Source organism: Priestia iocasae (genome assembly GCF_016909075.1).
Taxonomy (GTDB): Bacteria; Bacillota; Bacilli; order Bacillales; family Bacillaceae_H; genus Priestia; species Priestia iocasae.
The window spans coordinates 129,947-146,640 of sequence record NZ_JAFBFC010000005.1; the positions used below are offsets into that span (position 1 = coordinate 129,947).

The 16,694-nt window shown below is 38.9% G+C and carries 13 protein-coding genes; 1 reads left to right on the forward strand and 12 read right to left on the reverse strand.

The features are described 5' to 3' along the window. Positions 1 to 49: 49 nt before the first annotated feature. The 3 genes from fsa to JOC83_RS14450 all read right to left on the reverse strand — a co-directional run bounded on the left by fsa (position 50) and on the right by JOC83_RS14450 (position 2,390). Positions 50 to 694: a fructose-6-phosphate aldolase gene (fsa, locus tag JOC83_RS14440; protein WP_205188091.1), complete on the reverse strand. Its 645-nt coding sequence runs from the start codon at positions 692 to 694 to the stop codon at positions 50 to 52. Positions 695 to 944: 250 nt separating this feature from the next. Continuing rightward, complete coding sequence (locus JOC83_RS14445) at positions 945 to 1,802, reverse strand: class II fructose-bisphosphate aldolase (RefSeq protein ID WP_205188092.1); 858 nt, start codon at positions 1,800 to 1,802, stop codon at positions 945 to 947. Between the two features lie 210 nt (positions 1,803 to 2,012). Then, positions 2,013 to 2,390 carry a response regulator gene (locus JOC83_RS14450; protein ID WP_205188093.1) on the reverse strand — a complete coding sequence of 126 codons (378 nt, stop codon included), beginning with the start codon at positions 2,388 to 2,390 and terminating at the stop codon, positions 2,013 to 2,015. Positions 2,391 to 2,735: 345 nt separating this feature from the next. Here JOC83_RS14450 and JOC83_RS14455 point away from each other — a divergent pair, with 345 nt between their 5' ends. Then, positions 2,736 to 3,260, forward strand: coding sequence for a DUF2529 domain-containing protein (locus JOC83_RS14455; RefSeq protein ID WP_205188094.1), 525 nt, complete (start codon positions 2,736 to 2,738; stop codon positions 3,258 to 3,260). 35 nt (positions 3,261 to 3,295) lie between these two features. Here the strand turns inward: JOC83_RS14455 and JOC83_RS14460 are convergent, their stop codons facing one another. From JOC83_RS14460 to JOC83_RS14500, 9 genes are all read right to left on the reverse strand, one after another. Beyond that, positions 3,296 to 4,903 carry a CTP synthase gene (locus JOC83_RS14460; protein WP_205188095.1) on the reverse strand — a complete coding sequence of 536 codons (1,608 nt, stop codon included), beginning with the start codon at positions 4,901 to 4,903 and terminating at the stop codon, positions 3,296 to 3,298. 242 nt (positions 4,904 to 5,145) lie between these two features. Beyond that, entirely contained in the window at positions 5,146 to 5,697 is a 552-nt protein-coding gene (gene rpoE, locus JOC83_RS14465) for a DNA-directed RNA polymerase subunit delta (RefSeq protein ID WP_205188096.1), read from the reverse strand. 263 nt (positions 5,698 to 5,960) lie between these two features. Further along, a complete protein-coding gene (gene icmF, locus JOC83_RS14470) occupies positions 5,961 to 9,203 on the reverse strand; it encodes a fused isobutyryl-CoA mutase/GTPase IcmF (RefSeq protein WP_338038926.1) in 3,243 nt (1,080 codons plus the stop codon). A gap of 16 nt (positions 9,204 to 9,219) precedes the next feature. Beyond that, the gene (locus JOC83_RS14475; protein WP_205188097.1) at positions 9,220 to 9,852 is read right to left on the reverse strand and encodes a TetR/AcrR family transcriptional regulator; all 633 of its coding nucleotides are present in this window, start codon (positions 9,850 to 9,852) and stop codon (positions 9,220 to 9,222) included. A gap of 28 nt (positions 9,853 to 9,880) precedes the next feature. Beyond that, positions 9,881 to 11,020, reverse strand: a complete 1,140-nt coding sequence (locus tag JOC83_RS14480) for an acyl-CoA dehydrogenase (protein ID WP_205188098.1) — start codon at positions 11,018 to 11,020, stop codon at positions 9,881 to 9,883. A 16-nt stretch (positions 11,021 to 11,036) separates the two neighbouring features. Next, complete coding sequence (locus tag JOC83_RS14485; RefSeq protein ID WP_205188099.1) at positions 11,037 to 12,164, reverse strand: acyl-CoA dehydrogenase; 1,128 nt, start codon at positions 12,162 to 12,164, stop codon at positions 11,037 to 11,039. A gap of 18 nt (positions 12,165 to 12,182) precedes the next feature. Further along, a complete protein-coding gene (locus tag JOC83_RS14490; RefSeq protein WP_205188100.1) occupies positions 12,183 to 13,034 on the reverse strand; it encodes a 3-hydroxybutyryl-CoA dehydrogenase in 852 nt (283 codons plus the stop codon). Between the two features lie 21 nt (positions 13,035 to 13,055). After that, positions 13,056 to 14,237 carry an acetyl-CoA C-acetyltransferase gene (locus JOC83_RS14495; protein WP_205188101.1) on the reverse strand — a complete coding sequence of 394 codons (1,182 nt, stop codon included), beginning with the start codon at positions 14,235 to 14,237 and terminating at the stop codon, positions 13,056 to 13,058. Positions 14,238 to 14,447: 210 nt separating this feature from the next. Further along, positions 14,448 to 16,559 carry a (Fe-S)-binding protein gene (locus JOC83_RS14500; protein ID WP_338038927.1) on the reverse strand — a complete coding sequence of 704 codons (2,112 nt, stop codon included), beginning with the start codon at positions 16,557 to 16,559 and terminating at the stop codon, positions 14,448 to 14,450. Positions 16,560 to 16,694 lie beyond the last annotated feature (135 nt).

Here is a 16,694-nt window from a genome sequence, read left to right on the forward strand (position 1 = left end):
TTATAAATCACTCATCAGGCAGAAGCAAACCTGTTTTTTGTACTTTTAATTAGGCTTTACGATTTTCCCAATCTGCTAAAAATTTCTCAATTCCAGAATCAGTTAACGGATGTTTAAATAATTGCATTAATACTTGATAAGGAATTGTAGCGATGTGAGCTCCGTTTAAAGCTGCCTCTGTTACATGCATCGGATGACGAATAGATGCAGCAATAATCTCTGTTGAAATGTCATGAATCGCAAAAATTTCTGCAATTTCCGAGATTAATTGAATGCCATTATGACCAAGATCATCTAAGCGCCCTAAGAACGGCGACACGTATGTTGCACCTGCTCGTGCTGCTAATAAGGCTTGATTAGCTGAGAAGATTAATGTTACGTTCGTTTGAATTCCTTCACTCGCAAATACCTTGACTGCCTTTAATCCGTCTGGTGTCATTGGTACTTTAATTGTAATATTTGGTGCAATTTTCGCTAGTTCTTTTCCTTCCGAAATCATTCCTTCAGCATCTGTTGCAATGACTTCAGCACTTACAGAACCAGAAACAAAGCTAGTAATCTCACGTAAGCGGTCTTCAAATTGAATACCTTCTTTCGCTACTAAACTTGGATTGGTTGTGACTCCTGATAATAATCCTAATGAATGCGCTTCCTTAATTTCTTCTAAGTTTGCTGTATCAATAAAAAATTTCATCGTCCATTCCCCCATTATTTTAATGAATGTCTTCTGTATGTTAATTTTACACAACTACAAATCACTTAATAAAATAGAAATCGTCTCGCAACTGGTCATCTAGCCCTTTTTGAATGCTCCCCTTACATGTTCTAGATGACACTTCATACCGGAAACGCTTACTTTTATGATACAAGAGAAACCGCCCTACGAATAAGGCGGTTTCTTAATTAAGATGTCATAGAACCTCTAAGATAGAGTAATGCTTCTATTACGCTTTATTAGAAGAACCGAATTCACGCATTTTACCTTTTACCGTCTCTTTAATTGCATCGCGAGCTGGTCCTAAGTATTTACGTGGATCGTATTGCTCTGGTTGTGCAGCTAGTACTTCACGAACTGCTTTTGCAGAAGCAATTTGGTTCTCAGTGTTTACATTGATTTTAGCTGTTCCTAAAGAAACTGCTTTTTGGATATCTTTCGTTGGGATACCTGTACCACCATGAAGAACTAAAGGTACACCTGTACGTTGTCCAATTTCTTCCATTTCAGTGAAACCAAGGTTTGGTTCACCTTTGTAAGGACCGTGAACAGATCCTAATGCTGGAGCTAGGCAATCGATACCTGTGCGCTTAACAAGCTCTTCACACTCGTTTGCATCTGCGTAAATAACGCCATCAGCAATTACGTCATCTTCTTGTCCACCAACAACACCTAACTCAGCTTCTACAGATACACCGTGGAAATGAGCTAATTCTACTACTTTAGAAGTTGTAGCAATGTTTTGTTCGAATGGATCATGAGAAGCGTCAATCATAACAGATGTGAAACCTGCATGGATAGCTTTTGCACATGACTCAAAGCTTGAACCGTGGTCTAAGTGAATCGCAACTGGAACCGTCACTTTGTACTCTTCCATTAATGCTTTAACTAGTGCCACAATTGTTTTGAATCCGCCCATGTAACGAGCAGCACCTTCAGATACACCAAGAATAACTGGGGAGTTCTCTTCTTGTGCAGCTTGAAGAATTGCTTGAGTGAATTCTAAGTTATTTAAGTTAAACTGACCTACTGCGTAACCTTCTTCTTTTGCTTTATTCAGCATCTCTGTCATTGATACTAAAGGCATAATGAATCCTCCTTGAGATAAGCCATTATCAGTACTATTCGAAAATTCTTCACTTACCTAGTATGTTCTGAAATGAACGTTTCATGTAACTAGATAATACTATCTAAACTTGTCGAATAGCCAATCACAGTACTTAGGATACCAACTATAAAGCAAAACGGCAACATTTTTACAAAGATATTCAAAAAATGTTTGGCTTTTTCACTATGGTTACGCTTCACTTGTTCTTACTGGTAAATATTCCTTGACAGCTTTACGAATTTCATCAATATCAAATGGCTTGGCAAAATGCGTTAAAGCACCTAAATCTTTTGACTCTTGAATCATATCAAGTTCACCGTAAGCGGTCATAATAATTACTTTAATATCTGCATCGTATTGTTTTAGTCTTTTCAAAATTTCAATTCCGTCCATACCAGGAATCTTCATGTCTAATAACACCAAGTCAGGTGATTCTTTCTTCGCAATGTCAATTGCTTGAAATCCATTTGCTGCTTGGAATGTTTGATATCCTTCTTTTTGTAGCACTTCTGTTAACAAGATTCGAATCCCATACTGATCATCGACAATTAGAATTTTCTCACTCAATGTAACCCCACCTTTTATTTATAAAAATCCCACACAAACATAACTAAACCTATATTTCGACTTTGAAAATAAAATTCCTTCTTTTTAAATAAAATGACACTTGTATTTTTTTCCTTATTTCCAACTACTCATCCCTATGTCTATGAAGGATTGCTTCAATGAATGGTAATGACACACCCTTTATTTTTATTATACCAAGATAATACACTCGTTTCTTCATGAATTCATCTAGCTCATTATAGATAAGAGCTGTTTACTTATTTTGTCACACCTCCTCGCTTTCTTTGTTATTTTACTTTCGTTATAATGACTAACAGAATGTAAAGGAGAAAGGTGAAGAACATCATGCTTAAGATTTTCACAACTCAATTAATGGGTTTACTTAAACGAATTGATGAAAAAGAAGAATTTACGATAGAAGATGGTGCACGCATACTAGCACAAGCAGCTGTGGGAGATGGCTCAATTTTCATCTACGGCGCAGGTGAAATGGAGGCAGTCACTCTAGAAGCAACTGTGAGTGAAGAACCACTTCCTTATGCAAAGCCTTTTACGTCTTTTGATGAATTAACATCTGTTGATCGTGTTTTACTCGTGTCTCGATTTTCAACAAATGAAACAGTGATAGAAATGGCTAAACAGCTACAAGAGAAAGGAATTTCTACTGTTAGTATTGGAGCTGTTCCAAAAGAGATTGAACGTGAATCTGTACACACCCTTACAGATGTACACATTGATACAAAGCTTCTTAAGGCTCTTATTCCTGGTGAAGATGGAATGCGTTTTGGTTTTCCTGCAGTAATCACTGCGTTATATGCTTACTATGGTCTCGCATTTACGATGAAGGAAATGGTTGAAGAGTATGAATAAAAAACGCCATCCGCTTGAGCGGATGGCGTTTTTTATTAGTTATTTTCACTAAGCTCAATTGATGCACGAACAAAATCTCTAAATAACGGCTGAGGTCTTGTTGGACGAGATTTGAACTCTGGATGGAATTGAGATGCTACGAACCAAGGGTGGTCTTTTAACTCAACGATCTCAACTAAGCGACCATCTGGGCTTGTTCCAGAGAAGATAAACCCTGCGTTTTCCATCGCTTGACGATACTCATTGTTAAATTCATAGCGATGACGGTGACGTTCATATACAACTTCATCTTGATACGCTTCGTAAGCTAATGAACCTTCTGTTAATTTACAAGGATATAAACCTAAGCGTAACGTTCCACCTAAATCTTCTACATCTTTTTGTTCAGGCAGTAAGTCAATGATTGGATTTGTCGTTTCAGGGTTAAGCTCAGCAGAATGCGCATCTGTTAATCCTAACACGTTACGTGCATACTCAACTGAAGCTAATTGCATCCCTAGACAAATACCTAAGAACGGCACCTTATTTTCACGAGCATATTGTGTAGCAACGATTTTACCTTCTACACCACGATCACCAAATCCACCAGGAACTAAAATCCCATCAACATCTGATAATAATTCTTTCGCATTTTCAGGTGTTACATGTTCAGAGTTAATCCATTTCACATTTACATCTGCATCAAACGCATACCCAGCATGGCGTAATGCTTCAACAACTGAAATGTATGCATCTTGTAACTCTACATATTTACCAACAAGCGCAATTCTCGTTGTTTTTGATAATGCTTTTACCTTTTCAACTAACGCTGTCCACTCTGCCATATCTGGCTCTTTCGAATTTAACTTTAAGTGATCACACGTAATTTGATCTAATTTTTGTTGTTGTAATGCTAATGGTACTTCATATAATGTCTCTGCATCACGACATTCAATAACTGCATTTGAATCGATGTCACAGAATAGTGCTAGCTTATCTTTCATATCGTCTGAGATCGGCATTTCTGTGCGTACAACAATAACATTTGGTTGAATACCTAAGCTACGCAATTCTTTTACACTATGTTGCGTTGGTTTTGTTTTCATTTCGCCAGCTGCTTTAATATATGGCACAAGTGTACAATGAATGTACATCACATTATCGCGGCCAATATCACTCTTAATTTGACGAATCGCTTCTAAGAATGGTAATGACTCAATATCTCCTACCGTTCCACCAATTTCTGTGATAACAACGTCTGCATTTGTTTCTTTACCAGCACGGAATACGCGCTCTTTAATTTCATTTGTGATGTGAGGGATAACTTGTACAGTACCACCTAAATAATCACCGCGACGCTCTTTACGTAAAACAGTTGAGTAAACTTTACCTGTTGTAACGTTGCTGTATTTGTTTAAGTTAATATCGATAAAGCGCTCATAGTGACCTAAGTCTAAGTCTGTTTCTGCACCGTCATCTGTTACGAATACCTCTCCGTGCTGATAAGGACTCATTGTACCCGGGTCTACGTTAATGTATGGATCAAATTTTTGAATCGTTACGTTTAACCCGCGATTTTTCAATAGACGACCTAAAGATGCAGCCGTGATTCCCTTTCCTAAAGATGATACTACGCCACCTGTTACAAAAATGTATTTTGTCATGTTTTTTCCCCCTCTAGATTGAAGTATGCAATATTAAAAGTGTTCACATAAACCATTATGATTCATTCATGAAAGCCTCTAAAATAACCATTGTTACGTTTATAAAAAACAAAAAAATTGCTCCCAATACCTTAACGGATTGGGAGCAATTATCTATAGACGTAGATTCTATTTTATAGAATCCTCTCTTGAAGAGCCCAAAAAAGATTCTACAGATTTCAACATAAAAAGTCAAGAGACGATTACTTATCTTCGTCTTCCTCTTCTTCATATTCTAGATCATCTTCTAATTCTTCATCTTCTAGATCATAATCTTCATCTTCATCTTCTTCAATTGACTCATCATCGAAATCGTCCGCATCGATGCTTTCGAAATCTTCCTCTTCGTCATCGTCCTCATCTAGAGAATCTAAATCTTCATATTCTAAATCTTCTTCATCTAAATCATCAAAGTCTTCGATGTCCTCATCTACAACTTTCTTCGCTTTTTTCTTTTTAGGCTTAGCTGCTGGAAGTACTTCTTCATCAATTTGATCATACGGATACCAGCTACGTAAACCCCAACGATTTTCTCCAACAGAAATGAAGCGACCATCAATGTTTAAGTCTGTATAGAACTGTGCAATTTTTGCTTTTACTTCTTCATCTGTTAGCTCTAAAATTGCTTTTACTTCATTCATAATTTCTTGAAAAGACATTGGTGTACGATCTGCTTTTTCTGAAAGAAGCGTGTAAGTTAGTCCAATCATAGACATCTCTTTTAATTGCTCTTTTGAGTATTGTGCTAGACTCAAATTAGGCACATCCTTTCTATGTATACATAAAATCTATTTCATGCGTTCATCATACGTGCAAAATGATGGAAATGAATAAATACATACCATTCATTATAAACAAATTCAATACATTTATGCTAGTGTTCCTTTTAAAAAACTATTTACAGAACAAAAATGCCTTGCCTATTCCATCCTGTTAAACCAATGGATAAATAGACAAGGTATTTTGCTTAAAAAATCTCGTTGACCCTCGTTATAACTTAGGTGAAAATCACTTCTATTTACATGTTACGACGATATTGACCGCCTACTTCATAAAGAGCTCTTGTAATTTGACCAAGACTTGCCACTTTTACTGTTTCCATTAACTCTTCAAAAATGTTTCCATTTCTTCTTGCTACTGCTTTTAAATTTTCTAATGCTTGATCCAGTCTGTCACTATGCTTTTCTTGGAACTTTTGAAGTTGCTTGATTTGATATTCTTTTTCCTCGTTTGATGCACGAGCTAACTCAATTTCGTTCAGCTCTTCTTTTGAAGGAGGATTTGGATTTAAATACGTGTTCACACCAATAATTGGTAGATCACCTGTATGCTTTTTCATCTCATAATGCATCGATTCGTCTTGAATCTTTCCTCGTTGATATTGCATCTCCATAGCGCCTAATACACCGCCACGATCACTAATTCGCTCAAACTCTTGAAGAACCGCTTCTTCAACTAAATCTGTCAACTCTTCAATGATAAATGCCCCTTGAAGTGGATTTTCATTTTTTGTTAATCCATGCTCTTTTGTAATAATCATTTGAATCGCCATGGCACGACGAACAGATTCTTCAGTTGGAGTTGTAATAGCTTCATCGTATGCATTCGTATGAAGAGAGTTACAATTATCATGCAGCGCCATTAATGCCTGTAACGTTGTACGAATATCGTTAAAGTCGATCTCCTGAGCATGTAATGAGCGACCTGATGTTTGAACATGATACTTTAATTTTTGACTTCGTTCATTTGCTCCATATTTATCACGCATGACAACTGACCAAATCCGACGTGCTACACGACCAATGACACTATACTCTGGATCTAAGCCATTACTGAAGAAGAAAGAAAGGTTTGGTGCAAAGTCATCAATACTCATTCCTCGACTTAAGTAGTACTCTACATATGTGAATCCATTTGCCAACGTAAAGGCTAACTGTGAAATTGGATTTGCCCCTGCTTCAGCAATATGATAACCAGAAATCGAAACAGAGTAATAGTTGCGTACCTGATTTTGAATGAAGTACTCTTGAATATCTCCCATCATTTTCAGCGCAAACTCCGTAGAGAAGATGCATGTATTTTGCCCTTGATCTTCTTTTAAAATATCTGCTTGAACCGTACCACGAACTTGCTCTAACGTATACGTCTTCACATTCGTATATTCCTCTAGCGTTAACATACGGCCTAATTCTTGCTCTTTCTTCTCTATTTGCTGACTAATTGCCGTATTCATGAACATCGCTAAAATGATTGGAGCAGGGCCGTTAATAGTCATGGAAACCGATGTAGATGGTGCACATAAATCAAAGCCGTTATAAAGCTTTTTCATATCTTCGAGTGAACAAACATTCACACCACTTTCACCAATCTTCCCAAAGATATCTGGACGATAATCTGGGTCTTCTCCGTAAAGAGTAACCGAATCAAATGCCGTGCTTAAGCGTTTTGCATCATCATCCTTTGATAAATAATGGAAGCGTCGATTTGTACGATCTGGCGTTCCTTCACCAGCGAACTGTCGCTTTGGATCTTCCCCTTCTCGTTTAAACGGGAATACACCTGCCGTAAACGGAAACGATCCAGGTACGTTCTCTTTATAAACCCATCGTAAAATTTCTCCGTATTCCTTAAATCTCGGAAGCGCTACCTTTGGAATTGATAGACCTGATAACGTTTCAGTTCGTAGCACCGTGACGATTTCTTTGTCACGAATCTTTGTAACTAATTTTTCTCCACTATAAGCCTGCTTCTTTTCATCCCACGTGTTTAGGATTTTCTTTGAGTGTTGCGTTAGCTTGCCTTCATATTGCTCTTTTACAGCTTCTAATGTTTCAAGCGTCGTCTCATCTGACACTTCTTCCATTGCACCTTCAAGCTGATAAAATTTACGAGCAATATGCACTTGATCTTCAGTTTGTTGATGATACGTACGAACAGTATCTGCAATTTCTCTTAGATATTGTTGCTTTTCATTTGGAATAATGATGTTTTGTTTTTCAACGGTTGCGGCTACCTCTAACGTTGTTTGCCAATTCAACTCATACTTTTCATTCACACGATCTAATAGCTTTGCAAAGAACGTGTTTGTACCCACATCGTTAAACTGACTAGCAATCGTTCCATATACAGGCATTTCATCAATCTCTTGCTCAAATAGAACATGATTTCGTTGATATTGCTTTTGAACTTGACGCTTTGCATCTAACGAGCCTTTTTTCTCAAACTTGTTAATAACGATGAAGTCTGCGTAATCAATCATTTCAATTTTCTCTAATTGAGATGGTGCTCCAAACTCGCTTGTCATCACATAAAGAGACACATCTGAAATATCTTTAATTTGCGCATCTGCCTGCCCAATTCCACTTGTTTCAACAATTATTAAATCAAAGCCAGCTTTTCTAACAATTGAAATCGCATCTTTAATCGCTGTAGATAGCTCTGTTCCTGATTGACGTGTAGCCAAGCTTCTCATATAGATGCGTGATGACGAAACAGAGTTCATACGAATGCGGTCACCAAGCAGAGCACCACCCGTTTTTTGCTTTGTTGGATCAACAGACAAAACGGCAATATTAATATCTTTTACTTCTGTTAAAAAGCGTCTTACGAGTTCATCTGTTAATGAACTTTTACCAGCTCCTCCTGTACCCGTAATCCCGATAACAGGTGCAACCTTATTCTCCTCATTCGCCTTTGTTCTAACTTCCTCTAACGTTGCGGCATGCTCGTCGACTAGCTGATGAGCATTTTCAACTAAACTAATTAAGCGAGCAATTGACAAATGATTCGAAGGAGATAGCTGCTCTAAATCACGTTCAACTTGATGCACTGTTGTAAAGTCGCATTCCTGAAGCATAACGTCAATCATTCCTTGTAAGCCTAGCTCTCTTCCATCTTCAGGCGAAAAAATACGAGCAATTCCGTATTCATGAAGTTCATCAATTTCTCTCGGAATAATAACGCCTCCGCCACCACCATAGATACGAATATGAGAAGCGCCTCTTTCTTTTAACAAATCATACATGTATTTAAAATATTCAACATGACCGCCTTGATACGAAGAAATCGCAATTCCTTGGACATCTTCTTGGATTGCTGCATTGACAATATCTTCAACTGAGCGGTTATGACCTAAGTGAATCACCTCTGCACCACCAGCTTGAAGAATGCGACGCATAATATTAATGGAAGCATCATGACCATCAAACAAACTAGAAGCTGTCACAAAACGAACATGATTTTTCAACTTATACCCCGACACGTAAAAATCCCCCTTGTTAATACGTAGTTTGACGTGAGAAATCTTGCAGTAAAAACTTAATTTGCATGTTTGTGTATTCTTCAAGGCTATATAGACGATGTAAGGCCCATCTCCTAAACGCCCACATTTGACCTTGAACAAAAATGTGATGAGCAAGCAATTGAATTTCTTTTTCGGTTAATGAACATTCATTGTTTAGGACACACCCTTGAATAATGGTTTCGAACATACTAACCATCTCAACTTCTTTTTTTAGTACATAAGGCAGTGCATCTTTTGACAATGACTTAACCTCTTGATACATGACCAGCACTTCATCTTGTAATTCATCTACTACTTTAAAGTAGTTTTCAATGGCTTTTTCCAAGCTTTTCACTGTATATTGCTCTGTATGAATGGCCTGTTCTAAGCGTTGGCGAACTTGGTCATAGATGCTGTCACAAACAAGGTAGAGGACATCCTCTTTCGTTTGAATATACTCGTATAGGGTACCAATGCTAAAACCTGAAGACTTCGCAATTTCTCTTGTCGTTGTGCGATGAAATCCTTTTTCCTTAAAAAGACTTACCGCCCCCTTGACCATTTCATTACGTCGCTTCTCTATTAAACGCTCATCTTTTACAGAGGCCGGTACTTCTCGTTTCTTCAAACCCTCCACCTCATTTAACAGCTGAATTTTACTTTCCTAAATATCTTGAAATAACAAGACGTTGAATTTCTTGTGTTCCTTCATAAATTTGCGTAATTTTTGCATCACGCATAAAACGCTCGACCGGATAGTCTTTCGTATAGCCATAACCTCCAAAGACTTGAACCGCTTCTGTTGTGACTTTCATCGCTGCATCACCCGCATATAGCTTAGACATAGCAGACTCTTTTCCATAAGGAAGCCCTTCTGATTCTAGCCAAGCTGCTTGGTACGTTAACAAGCGAGCTGCCTCAATACTTGTTGCCATGTCTGCTAATTTAAACGCGATACCTTGTTGAGCAATAATTGGCTTACCAAATTGATAGCGCTCTTTTGCGTAAGCAACCGCTGCATCTAGTGCACCTTGGGCGATACCAACTGCTTGAGCAGCAATACCGTTGCGGCCACCGTCTAATGTCATCATCGCTACTTTAAATCCGTCACCTTCTTCACCTAATACGTTCTCTTTTGGAACACGGCACTCTTCAAACATGATTTCAGTTGTTGGTGAAGAGCGAATCCCTAGCTTGCTTTCCTTTTTACCAACCGAGAAGCCTGGCATATCTTTATCAATAATAAAAGCAGTTGTTCCACGCTGCTTTTGATTTGGATCTGTTAAGGCAAACACCACGTAGAAATCAGCAATACCACCGTTTGTAATGAAGATTTTAGAGCCATTTAAAATATAATCATCGCCATCTTTTTTAGCCGTTGTGCGTAAGCCACCTGCATCTGAACCAGATCCTGGCTCTGTTAAACCGTAACCGCCAATGCTTTTCCCTTGTGCCATTGGCTTTAAATATTTTTGCTTTTGTTCTTCTGTACCAAATTTGTAAATTGGCCAACCAGCTAGTGATGTATGTGCAGATAAGGTTACTCCCGTCGATGCACATACACGAGATAATTCTTCAACTGCGATACAATACGCTAAGTAATCGCTTCCAATTCCGCCGTATTCTTCTGGCCAAGGAATACCCGTTAGCCCTAGGTCTGCCATTTTATCAAAAATCTCACGATCGAATCGTTCTTCTTCATCACGCTCTGCAGCCGTTGGCTCTACTTCATTTTTAGCAAAGTCTCTTACCATCTTGCGAATCATTTCATGCTCTTCTGATAATTTAAAATACATCTCTTCATCCCCCGTCTTATAAATGCTTACTAATGACAATTCGTTGAATCTCACTTGTACCTTCGTAAATTTCACAAACTTTTGCATCACGGAAATAGCGTTCAACTGGATAGTCTTTTGTGTAACCGTAGCCACCAAGTACTTGAATGGCTTCTGTTGCGACCTGCATAGCTGTTTGAGAGGCAAATAATTTAGCCATCGATGCTTGTTTACCACAAGGTAGGTTATTTGCACGTAAATACGCAGCTTGATAGGTTAATAGTTTAGCAGCCTCTACACTTGTTGCCATATCAGCTAACTTGAATGCGATACCTTGTTGCTTGGAGATTGGTTTACCAAATTGATGTCGCTCCTCTGCATACTCAGTTGCCTTCATCAAAGCTGCCTCGGCAATCCCTAATGATTGTGCGGCAATCCCAATTCTTCCAACGTCTAAATTGGCCATCGCAATTTTAAATCCTTCGCCTTCGTCCCCTAAGCGATTTTCAATTGGAACACGCACATCTTCTAATGTAATCTGAACGGTCCTTGAGCCATATAAGCCCATTTTCTTTTCGTCTTTCCCAACGTGGAAACCAGGCATATCTTTTTCTACAATAAATGCAGTCACACCTTTGCTTCCTAGCTCTAGATTTGTCGTTGCAAACACGATATACGTGTCAGCTTCGCCTCCGTTTGTAATAAACACCTTTGATCCATTTAAAAGATACGTATTCCCATCTTTAGTTGCTCTCGTTTTCAAGCTTGCTGCATCCGATCCTGCTTGTGGCTCTGTTAAACAAAACGCCCCTAAATACTCACCAGTCGCTAGTTTAGGAATATATTTTTTCTTTTGCTCTTCTGTGCCGAAATAAAGAATGGGATTCGTTCCAACAGATGTATGAACAGATAGGATAACTCCCATCGTTGCACTTACTTTTGAAATTTCATGTATCGCGATGATATAGGACAGAAAGTCCATTCCAGACCCGCCATACTCTTCTGAAATCGGAATCCCTAGTAATCCTAACGCTCCCATTTTCTTTAAGACTTCTCGCGGAAATTCTCCCTGTTCCATTTTTTCAACAAAGGGTTCAATCTCATTGCTTGCAAAGTCCCTTACCATGGCTTGCATCATCTTTTGCTCTTCTGTTAATGGAATCATGCTGTGCCTCCTAAGCAATTATTCGTACACATAAAACCCTCTGCCTGTTTTCTTTCCTAGCCATCCAGCTTTTACATATTTTCGTAAAAGTGGACATGGTCTGTATTTGTCATCTCCAAATCCTTCATGAAGAGTTTCCATAATATAAAGGCATGTATCAAGCCCTATAAAGTCAGCAAGCGTTAATGGTCCCATCGGATGGTTCATTCCGAGTTTCATCACATCATCGATTGCTTCTTTTGTTGCTACCCCTTCGTATAACGTATAAATGGCTTCATTAATCATTGGCATTAAAATTCGATTCGAAACAAATCCAGGAAAGTCATTAACCTCTACCGGAACTTTATTTAACACTTTTGTCGTTTCATAAATGACTTGATACACCTCTTCACTTGTCGCTAACCCACGAATAATTTCTACTAGCTTCATAACAGGTACTGGGTTCATAAAGTGCATGCCAATAACTTGCTCTGGTCTTTTTGTTGCTGCTGCAATTTCTGTAATTGGTAATGAAGATGTATTAGACGCTAAGATCGTATGTTCAGGTGCTAACTCATCTAGCTTAGCGAATAGCTTTGTTTTCACATCCATGTTTTCAACAATAGCTTCAACGACTAAATCCACGTCTTTTACTGCTTCTACTTCAACAGTTGGATGTAAGCGACTTAACGTTTGATCTCTCTCTTCACCTGAAAGCTTTCCTTTTTCCACTTGTCGATTTAAGTTCTTTTCAATTGTTTTCATGCCACGCTGTAAAAATGCTTCTTGCAAGTCTTGAAGCTTTACCTCATACCCAGCCATTGCAAATACTTGTGCAATACCTGCCCCCATTTGTCCTGCTCCTATAACCATTACTTTTTTCATTTCCATGTCCATCCCCCTGGTTCTCTATTAATCTACTTGAATCATAATGGCATCGCCTTGGCCGCCACCACTACAAATTGAAGCAATTCCAATGCCGCCACCACGGCGTTTTAACTCATGGATAAGCGTGACAATGATTCTTGCACCACTCGCCCCAATTGGATGACCAAGTGCTACGGCACCACCGTTTACATTTACCTTTTCTTCTGGAATATCTGCTAATTTCATACTAATAAGTGCCACGGCCGCAAACGCTTCGTTAATTTCAAAAAGATCAATATCTGCAACTGTTTTACCAGTCTTCTCTAATAGTTTTGTAATAACGAGTCCTGGCGTTTTCGGAAAATCTTTCGGCTCTCCTGCTAACGATGCATGACCTAAAATGGTTGCTAGCGGCTTTTTCCCCTCTTTGATTGCTCTTTCCTCGCTCATAAGAACAAGCGCGGCCGCTCCATCGTTTACCCCTGGCGCATTGCCTGCCGTGATGGTTCCAACTTGGCCGAATACAGGTCGTAGCGTAGACAGCTTTTCAATTGATGTGTCTTTCCTTGGTGCTTCGTCTCTTGAAACAGCAAGTGGTTCCCCTTTACGCTGTGGCACGTTCACCGTCACCATTTCATCTTCAAACTTCCCTTGTTCATGAGCCGCTACCGTAAGTTGATGGCTACGAAATGCCCATTGGTCTTGTGCCTCTCTTGAAATGTCCATTTCGGTTGAAATTTCGTTTCCGTATGTACCCATTTGAACACCTGTAAAGCTACATGTTAAGCCATCATGAATCATCAAATCCTTCACGGCTGCATCGCCCATTCTTAATCCCCAACGAGCTTTTGGAAGAATATAAGGTGCATTACTCATGGACTCCATACCACCTGCTACAATCACTTCTTCATCTCCAGCTCGAATGATTTGATCAGCCATTGTGACGCTACGAAGACCAGATGCACATACCTTATTAATGGTTTCCGTTTTCACCTGTGGAGGAAGGCCTGCGTAGTGACTAGCTTGATGAGAAGGGATTTGCCCTTGCCCTCCTTGTAAGACACAGCCCATTAGTACTTCCTCTACCTCTTCTTTTGCAACACCTGCCCGATTTAATGCCTCATCAATCGCAATCCCACCTAATTCTGTAGCCTTTAACGAGCTTAAACTACCTCCGAGCTTTCCAAAAGGTGTACGCACACCGCTTAAAATCACTGTTCGACTCATGTTCAATTCCTCCCCTATTATTACTTGCTTCTTTTGACTGAACGCTCGCTCGACATAACCGAAAAACAAACGGACTGCCATAAAACGAGCGATAAACACTCCTTTTATGACAGCCCATGAAAGCCCCTGCTTTGTAGAACCGGTTGATAGATGGGCAGAGGATTTCATAGGATACATTTCTTCTTGCCTTTCATACAGCTCTTTTATTCATTACGATACTAATTCTTGTTGCGTACCAAATACCGCTTTTTCTAGTAGTTCTGCTACATCGTATGTGGACACTTGCTCTTCTACTTCTTTTGCTTTTGTTCCATCACTTAACATCGTTAAGCAATAAGGACATCCAGCACTAATAACACTTGGACTTACAGCCAACGCTTGTTCCGTGCGGGCTACGTTAATGCGATTTCCTGTTGTTTCCTCCATCCACATTAAGCCACCACCTGCTCCACAGCACATTCCTGTTTCACGGTTACGCTCCATCTCTACTAATTTCACACCAGGAATTGATTTTAAGATTTCTCGTGGTGGATCGTACACTTCGTTATAACGACCTAAATAGCAAGAATCATGGAACGTAATGGTTTCATTTACTTCAAACGTTGGTTTTAACTTTCCTTCTTTAACAAGCTGATCTAGTAGTTCAGTATGATGATAGACCTCTGCTTCTAACCCAAAATCTGGATACTCATTTTTGAAGATATTATAAGCATGCGGGTCAATCGTTACAATTTTCTTCACATCATTTTTAGCAAATTCTTCAATGTTTTTTGTTACAAGCTCCTGGAATAAGAATTCATTCCCAAGACGACGCGGTGTATCTCCAGAGTTCTTCTCTTTATTACCAAGGATGGCAAACTTCACACCCGCTTCGTTCAATAACTTCGCAAAGGATAACGCAATTTTTTGACTGCGGTTGTCGTAAGAACCCATTGATCCAACCCAGAATAGATATTCAAAGTCTTCTCCAGCTTTGCTCATTTCCTTTACAGTTGGAATTTGCACATCTTCACGTGCTTCACGCCATGTTTCACGCTCTTTACGGTTTAATCCCCATGGATTACCTTGACGCTCAATGTTTGTCATCGCACGCTGAGCATCTGCATCCATCTTTCCTTCTGTTAAAACAAGGAATCGTCGTAAATCAATAATTTTATCTACATGCTCATTCATAACTGGACATTGATCTTCACAGTTACGACACGTTGTACATGCCCAAATCTCTTCTTCCGTAATGACATCACCGATTAAAGAAGGATTGTATTCTGTTGTAGCAGCCGCCTCTACACTCCCGCTACCTGCAGCCATCATTGCAAGCTGATTGCCTTTTGTGTTAGAAAACGCGTAGGTTGGAACCCAAGGAGCTTTTGATGTAATAACGGCGCCTTTTTCTGTTAAGTGATCACGCAACTTAATAATTAAGTCCATTGGAGATAATATTTTCCCTGTGCCTGTTGCTGGACACATGTTGGTACATCGTCCACATTCTACACAAGCATATAGGTCAATCAATTGTGGTTGAGTAAAGTCTTCAATTTTCCCAACACCAAATGACTCTTGAGATTCATCTTCAAAATCAATTTTTTCAAGTTTTCCTGGATTTGATAAACGAGTAAAAAAGACGTTTGCTGGACCTGCAATTAAATGTGCATGCTTAGACTGTGGCACGTACACTAAGAATGCAAGTAATACGAGTAAGTGAATCCACCATGATACGTAAAACAATGCGATAGCAACGGTTTGATTAATGCCACCTAATAAGAACGCAAACGCTGATGCGACAGGCTCTGTCCACGTTAAGCTATGTTCATGCCAGATGAGTGACATGCCATTTCCAAATAAGACGGATAACATTAAAGAACCAATAAAGATCAGTACAAGTCCTGATTTAAAGCCTCTTTTTAGACGAACTAATTTTTCAATATAACGACGGTGAAATGCCCATATAACAGCAACTAAGATGGTAAGTGTGACAATCTCTTGGAAGAAGGTAAATGCAGGGTATAGCGGGCCTAGTGGTAAGTGAGCACCAGGAATAAGTCCTTTTAAAATAAAGTCAATGGCACCGAATTGAACAAGAATAAAGCCATAAAAAAACATCACATGCATAATGCCACTTTTTTTATCTTTTAACAACTTTTTTTGTCCAAAAACGTTAACCCAAACTTTATCTAAACGCTCTTTAAATTTTTGATCAAACTCTACTTTTTTGCCTAGTCGAATATACGCAATACGTGTCTTAATTAGATACACAAACAAGGATAATGCGTAAGCGGTTACAAACAGAAACAAACCAAAGTTGATCCACAATAAAACATCCACGCTGAAAACTCCTTTCATCCTCATTATAGTCGGCTCATAGGTGTTTGACTATAATAAATTTTCAGATAATATCGTTAGTTTTATTGTAGTTATGAATGAGCATTCAGTCAACAGCTTTTTTTACTTCTTTTCATA

Bases quoted from the DNA above. Each gene is read 5' to 3' on its own strand.
- fsa (WP_205188091.1), bottom strand. From the start codon at position 694: ATGAAATTTTTTATTGATACAGCAAACTTAGAAGAAATTAAGGAAGCG.
- JOC83_RS14445 (WP_205188092.1), bottom strand. From the start codon at position 1,802: ATGCCTTTAGTATCAATGACAGAGATGCTGAATAAAGCAAAAGAAGAA.
- JOC83_RS14455 (WP_205188094.1), top strand. From the start codon at position 2,736: ATGCTTAAGATTTTCACAACTCAATTAATGGGTTTACTTAAACGAATT.
- JOC83_RS14460 (WP_205188095.1), bottom strand. From the start codon at position 4,903: ATGACAAAATACATTTTTGTAACAGGTGGCGTAGTATCATCTTTAGGA.
- JOC83_RS14480 (WP_205188098.1), bottom strand. From the start codon at position 11,020: ATGTATTTTAAATTATCAGAAGAGCATGAAATGATTCGCAAGATGGTA.
- JOC83_RS14485 (WP_205188099.1), bottom strand. From the start codon at position 12,164: ATGATTCCATTAACAGAAGAGCAAAAGATGATGCAAGCCATGGTAAGG.
- JOC83_RS14490 (WP_205188100.1), bottom strand. From the start codon at position 13,034: ATGGAAATGAAAAAAGTAATGGTTATAGGAGCAGGACAAATGGGGGCA.
- JOC83_RS14495 (WP_205188101.1), bottom strand. From the start codon at position 14,237: ATGAGTCGAACAGTGATTTTAAGCGGTGTGCGTACACCTTTTGGAAAG.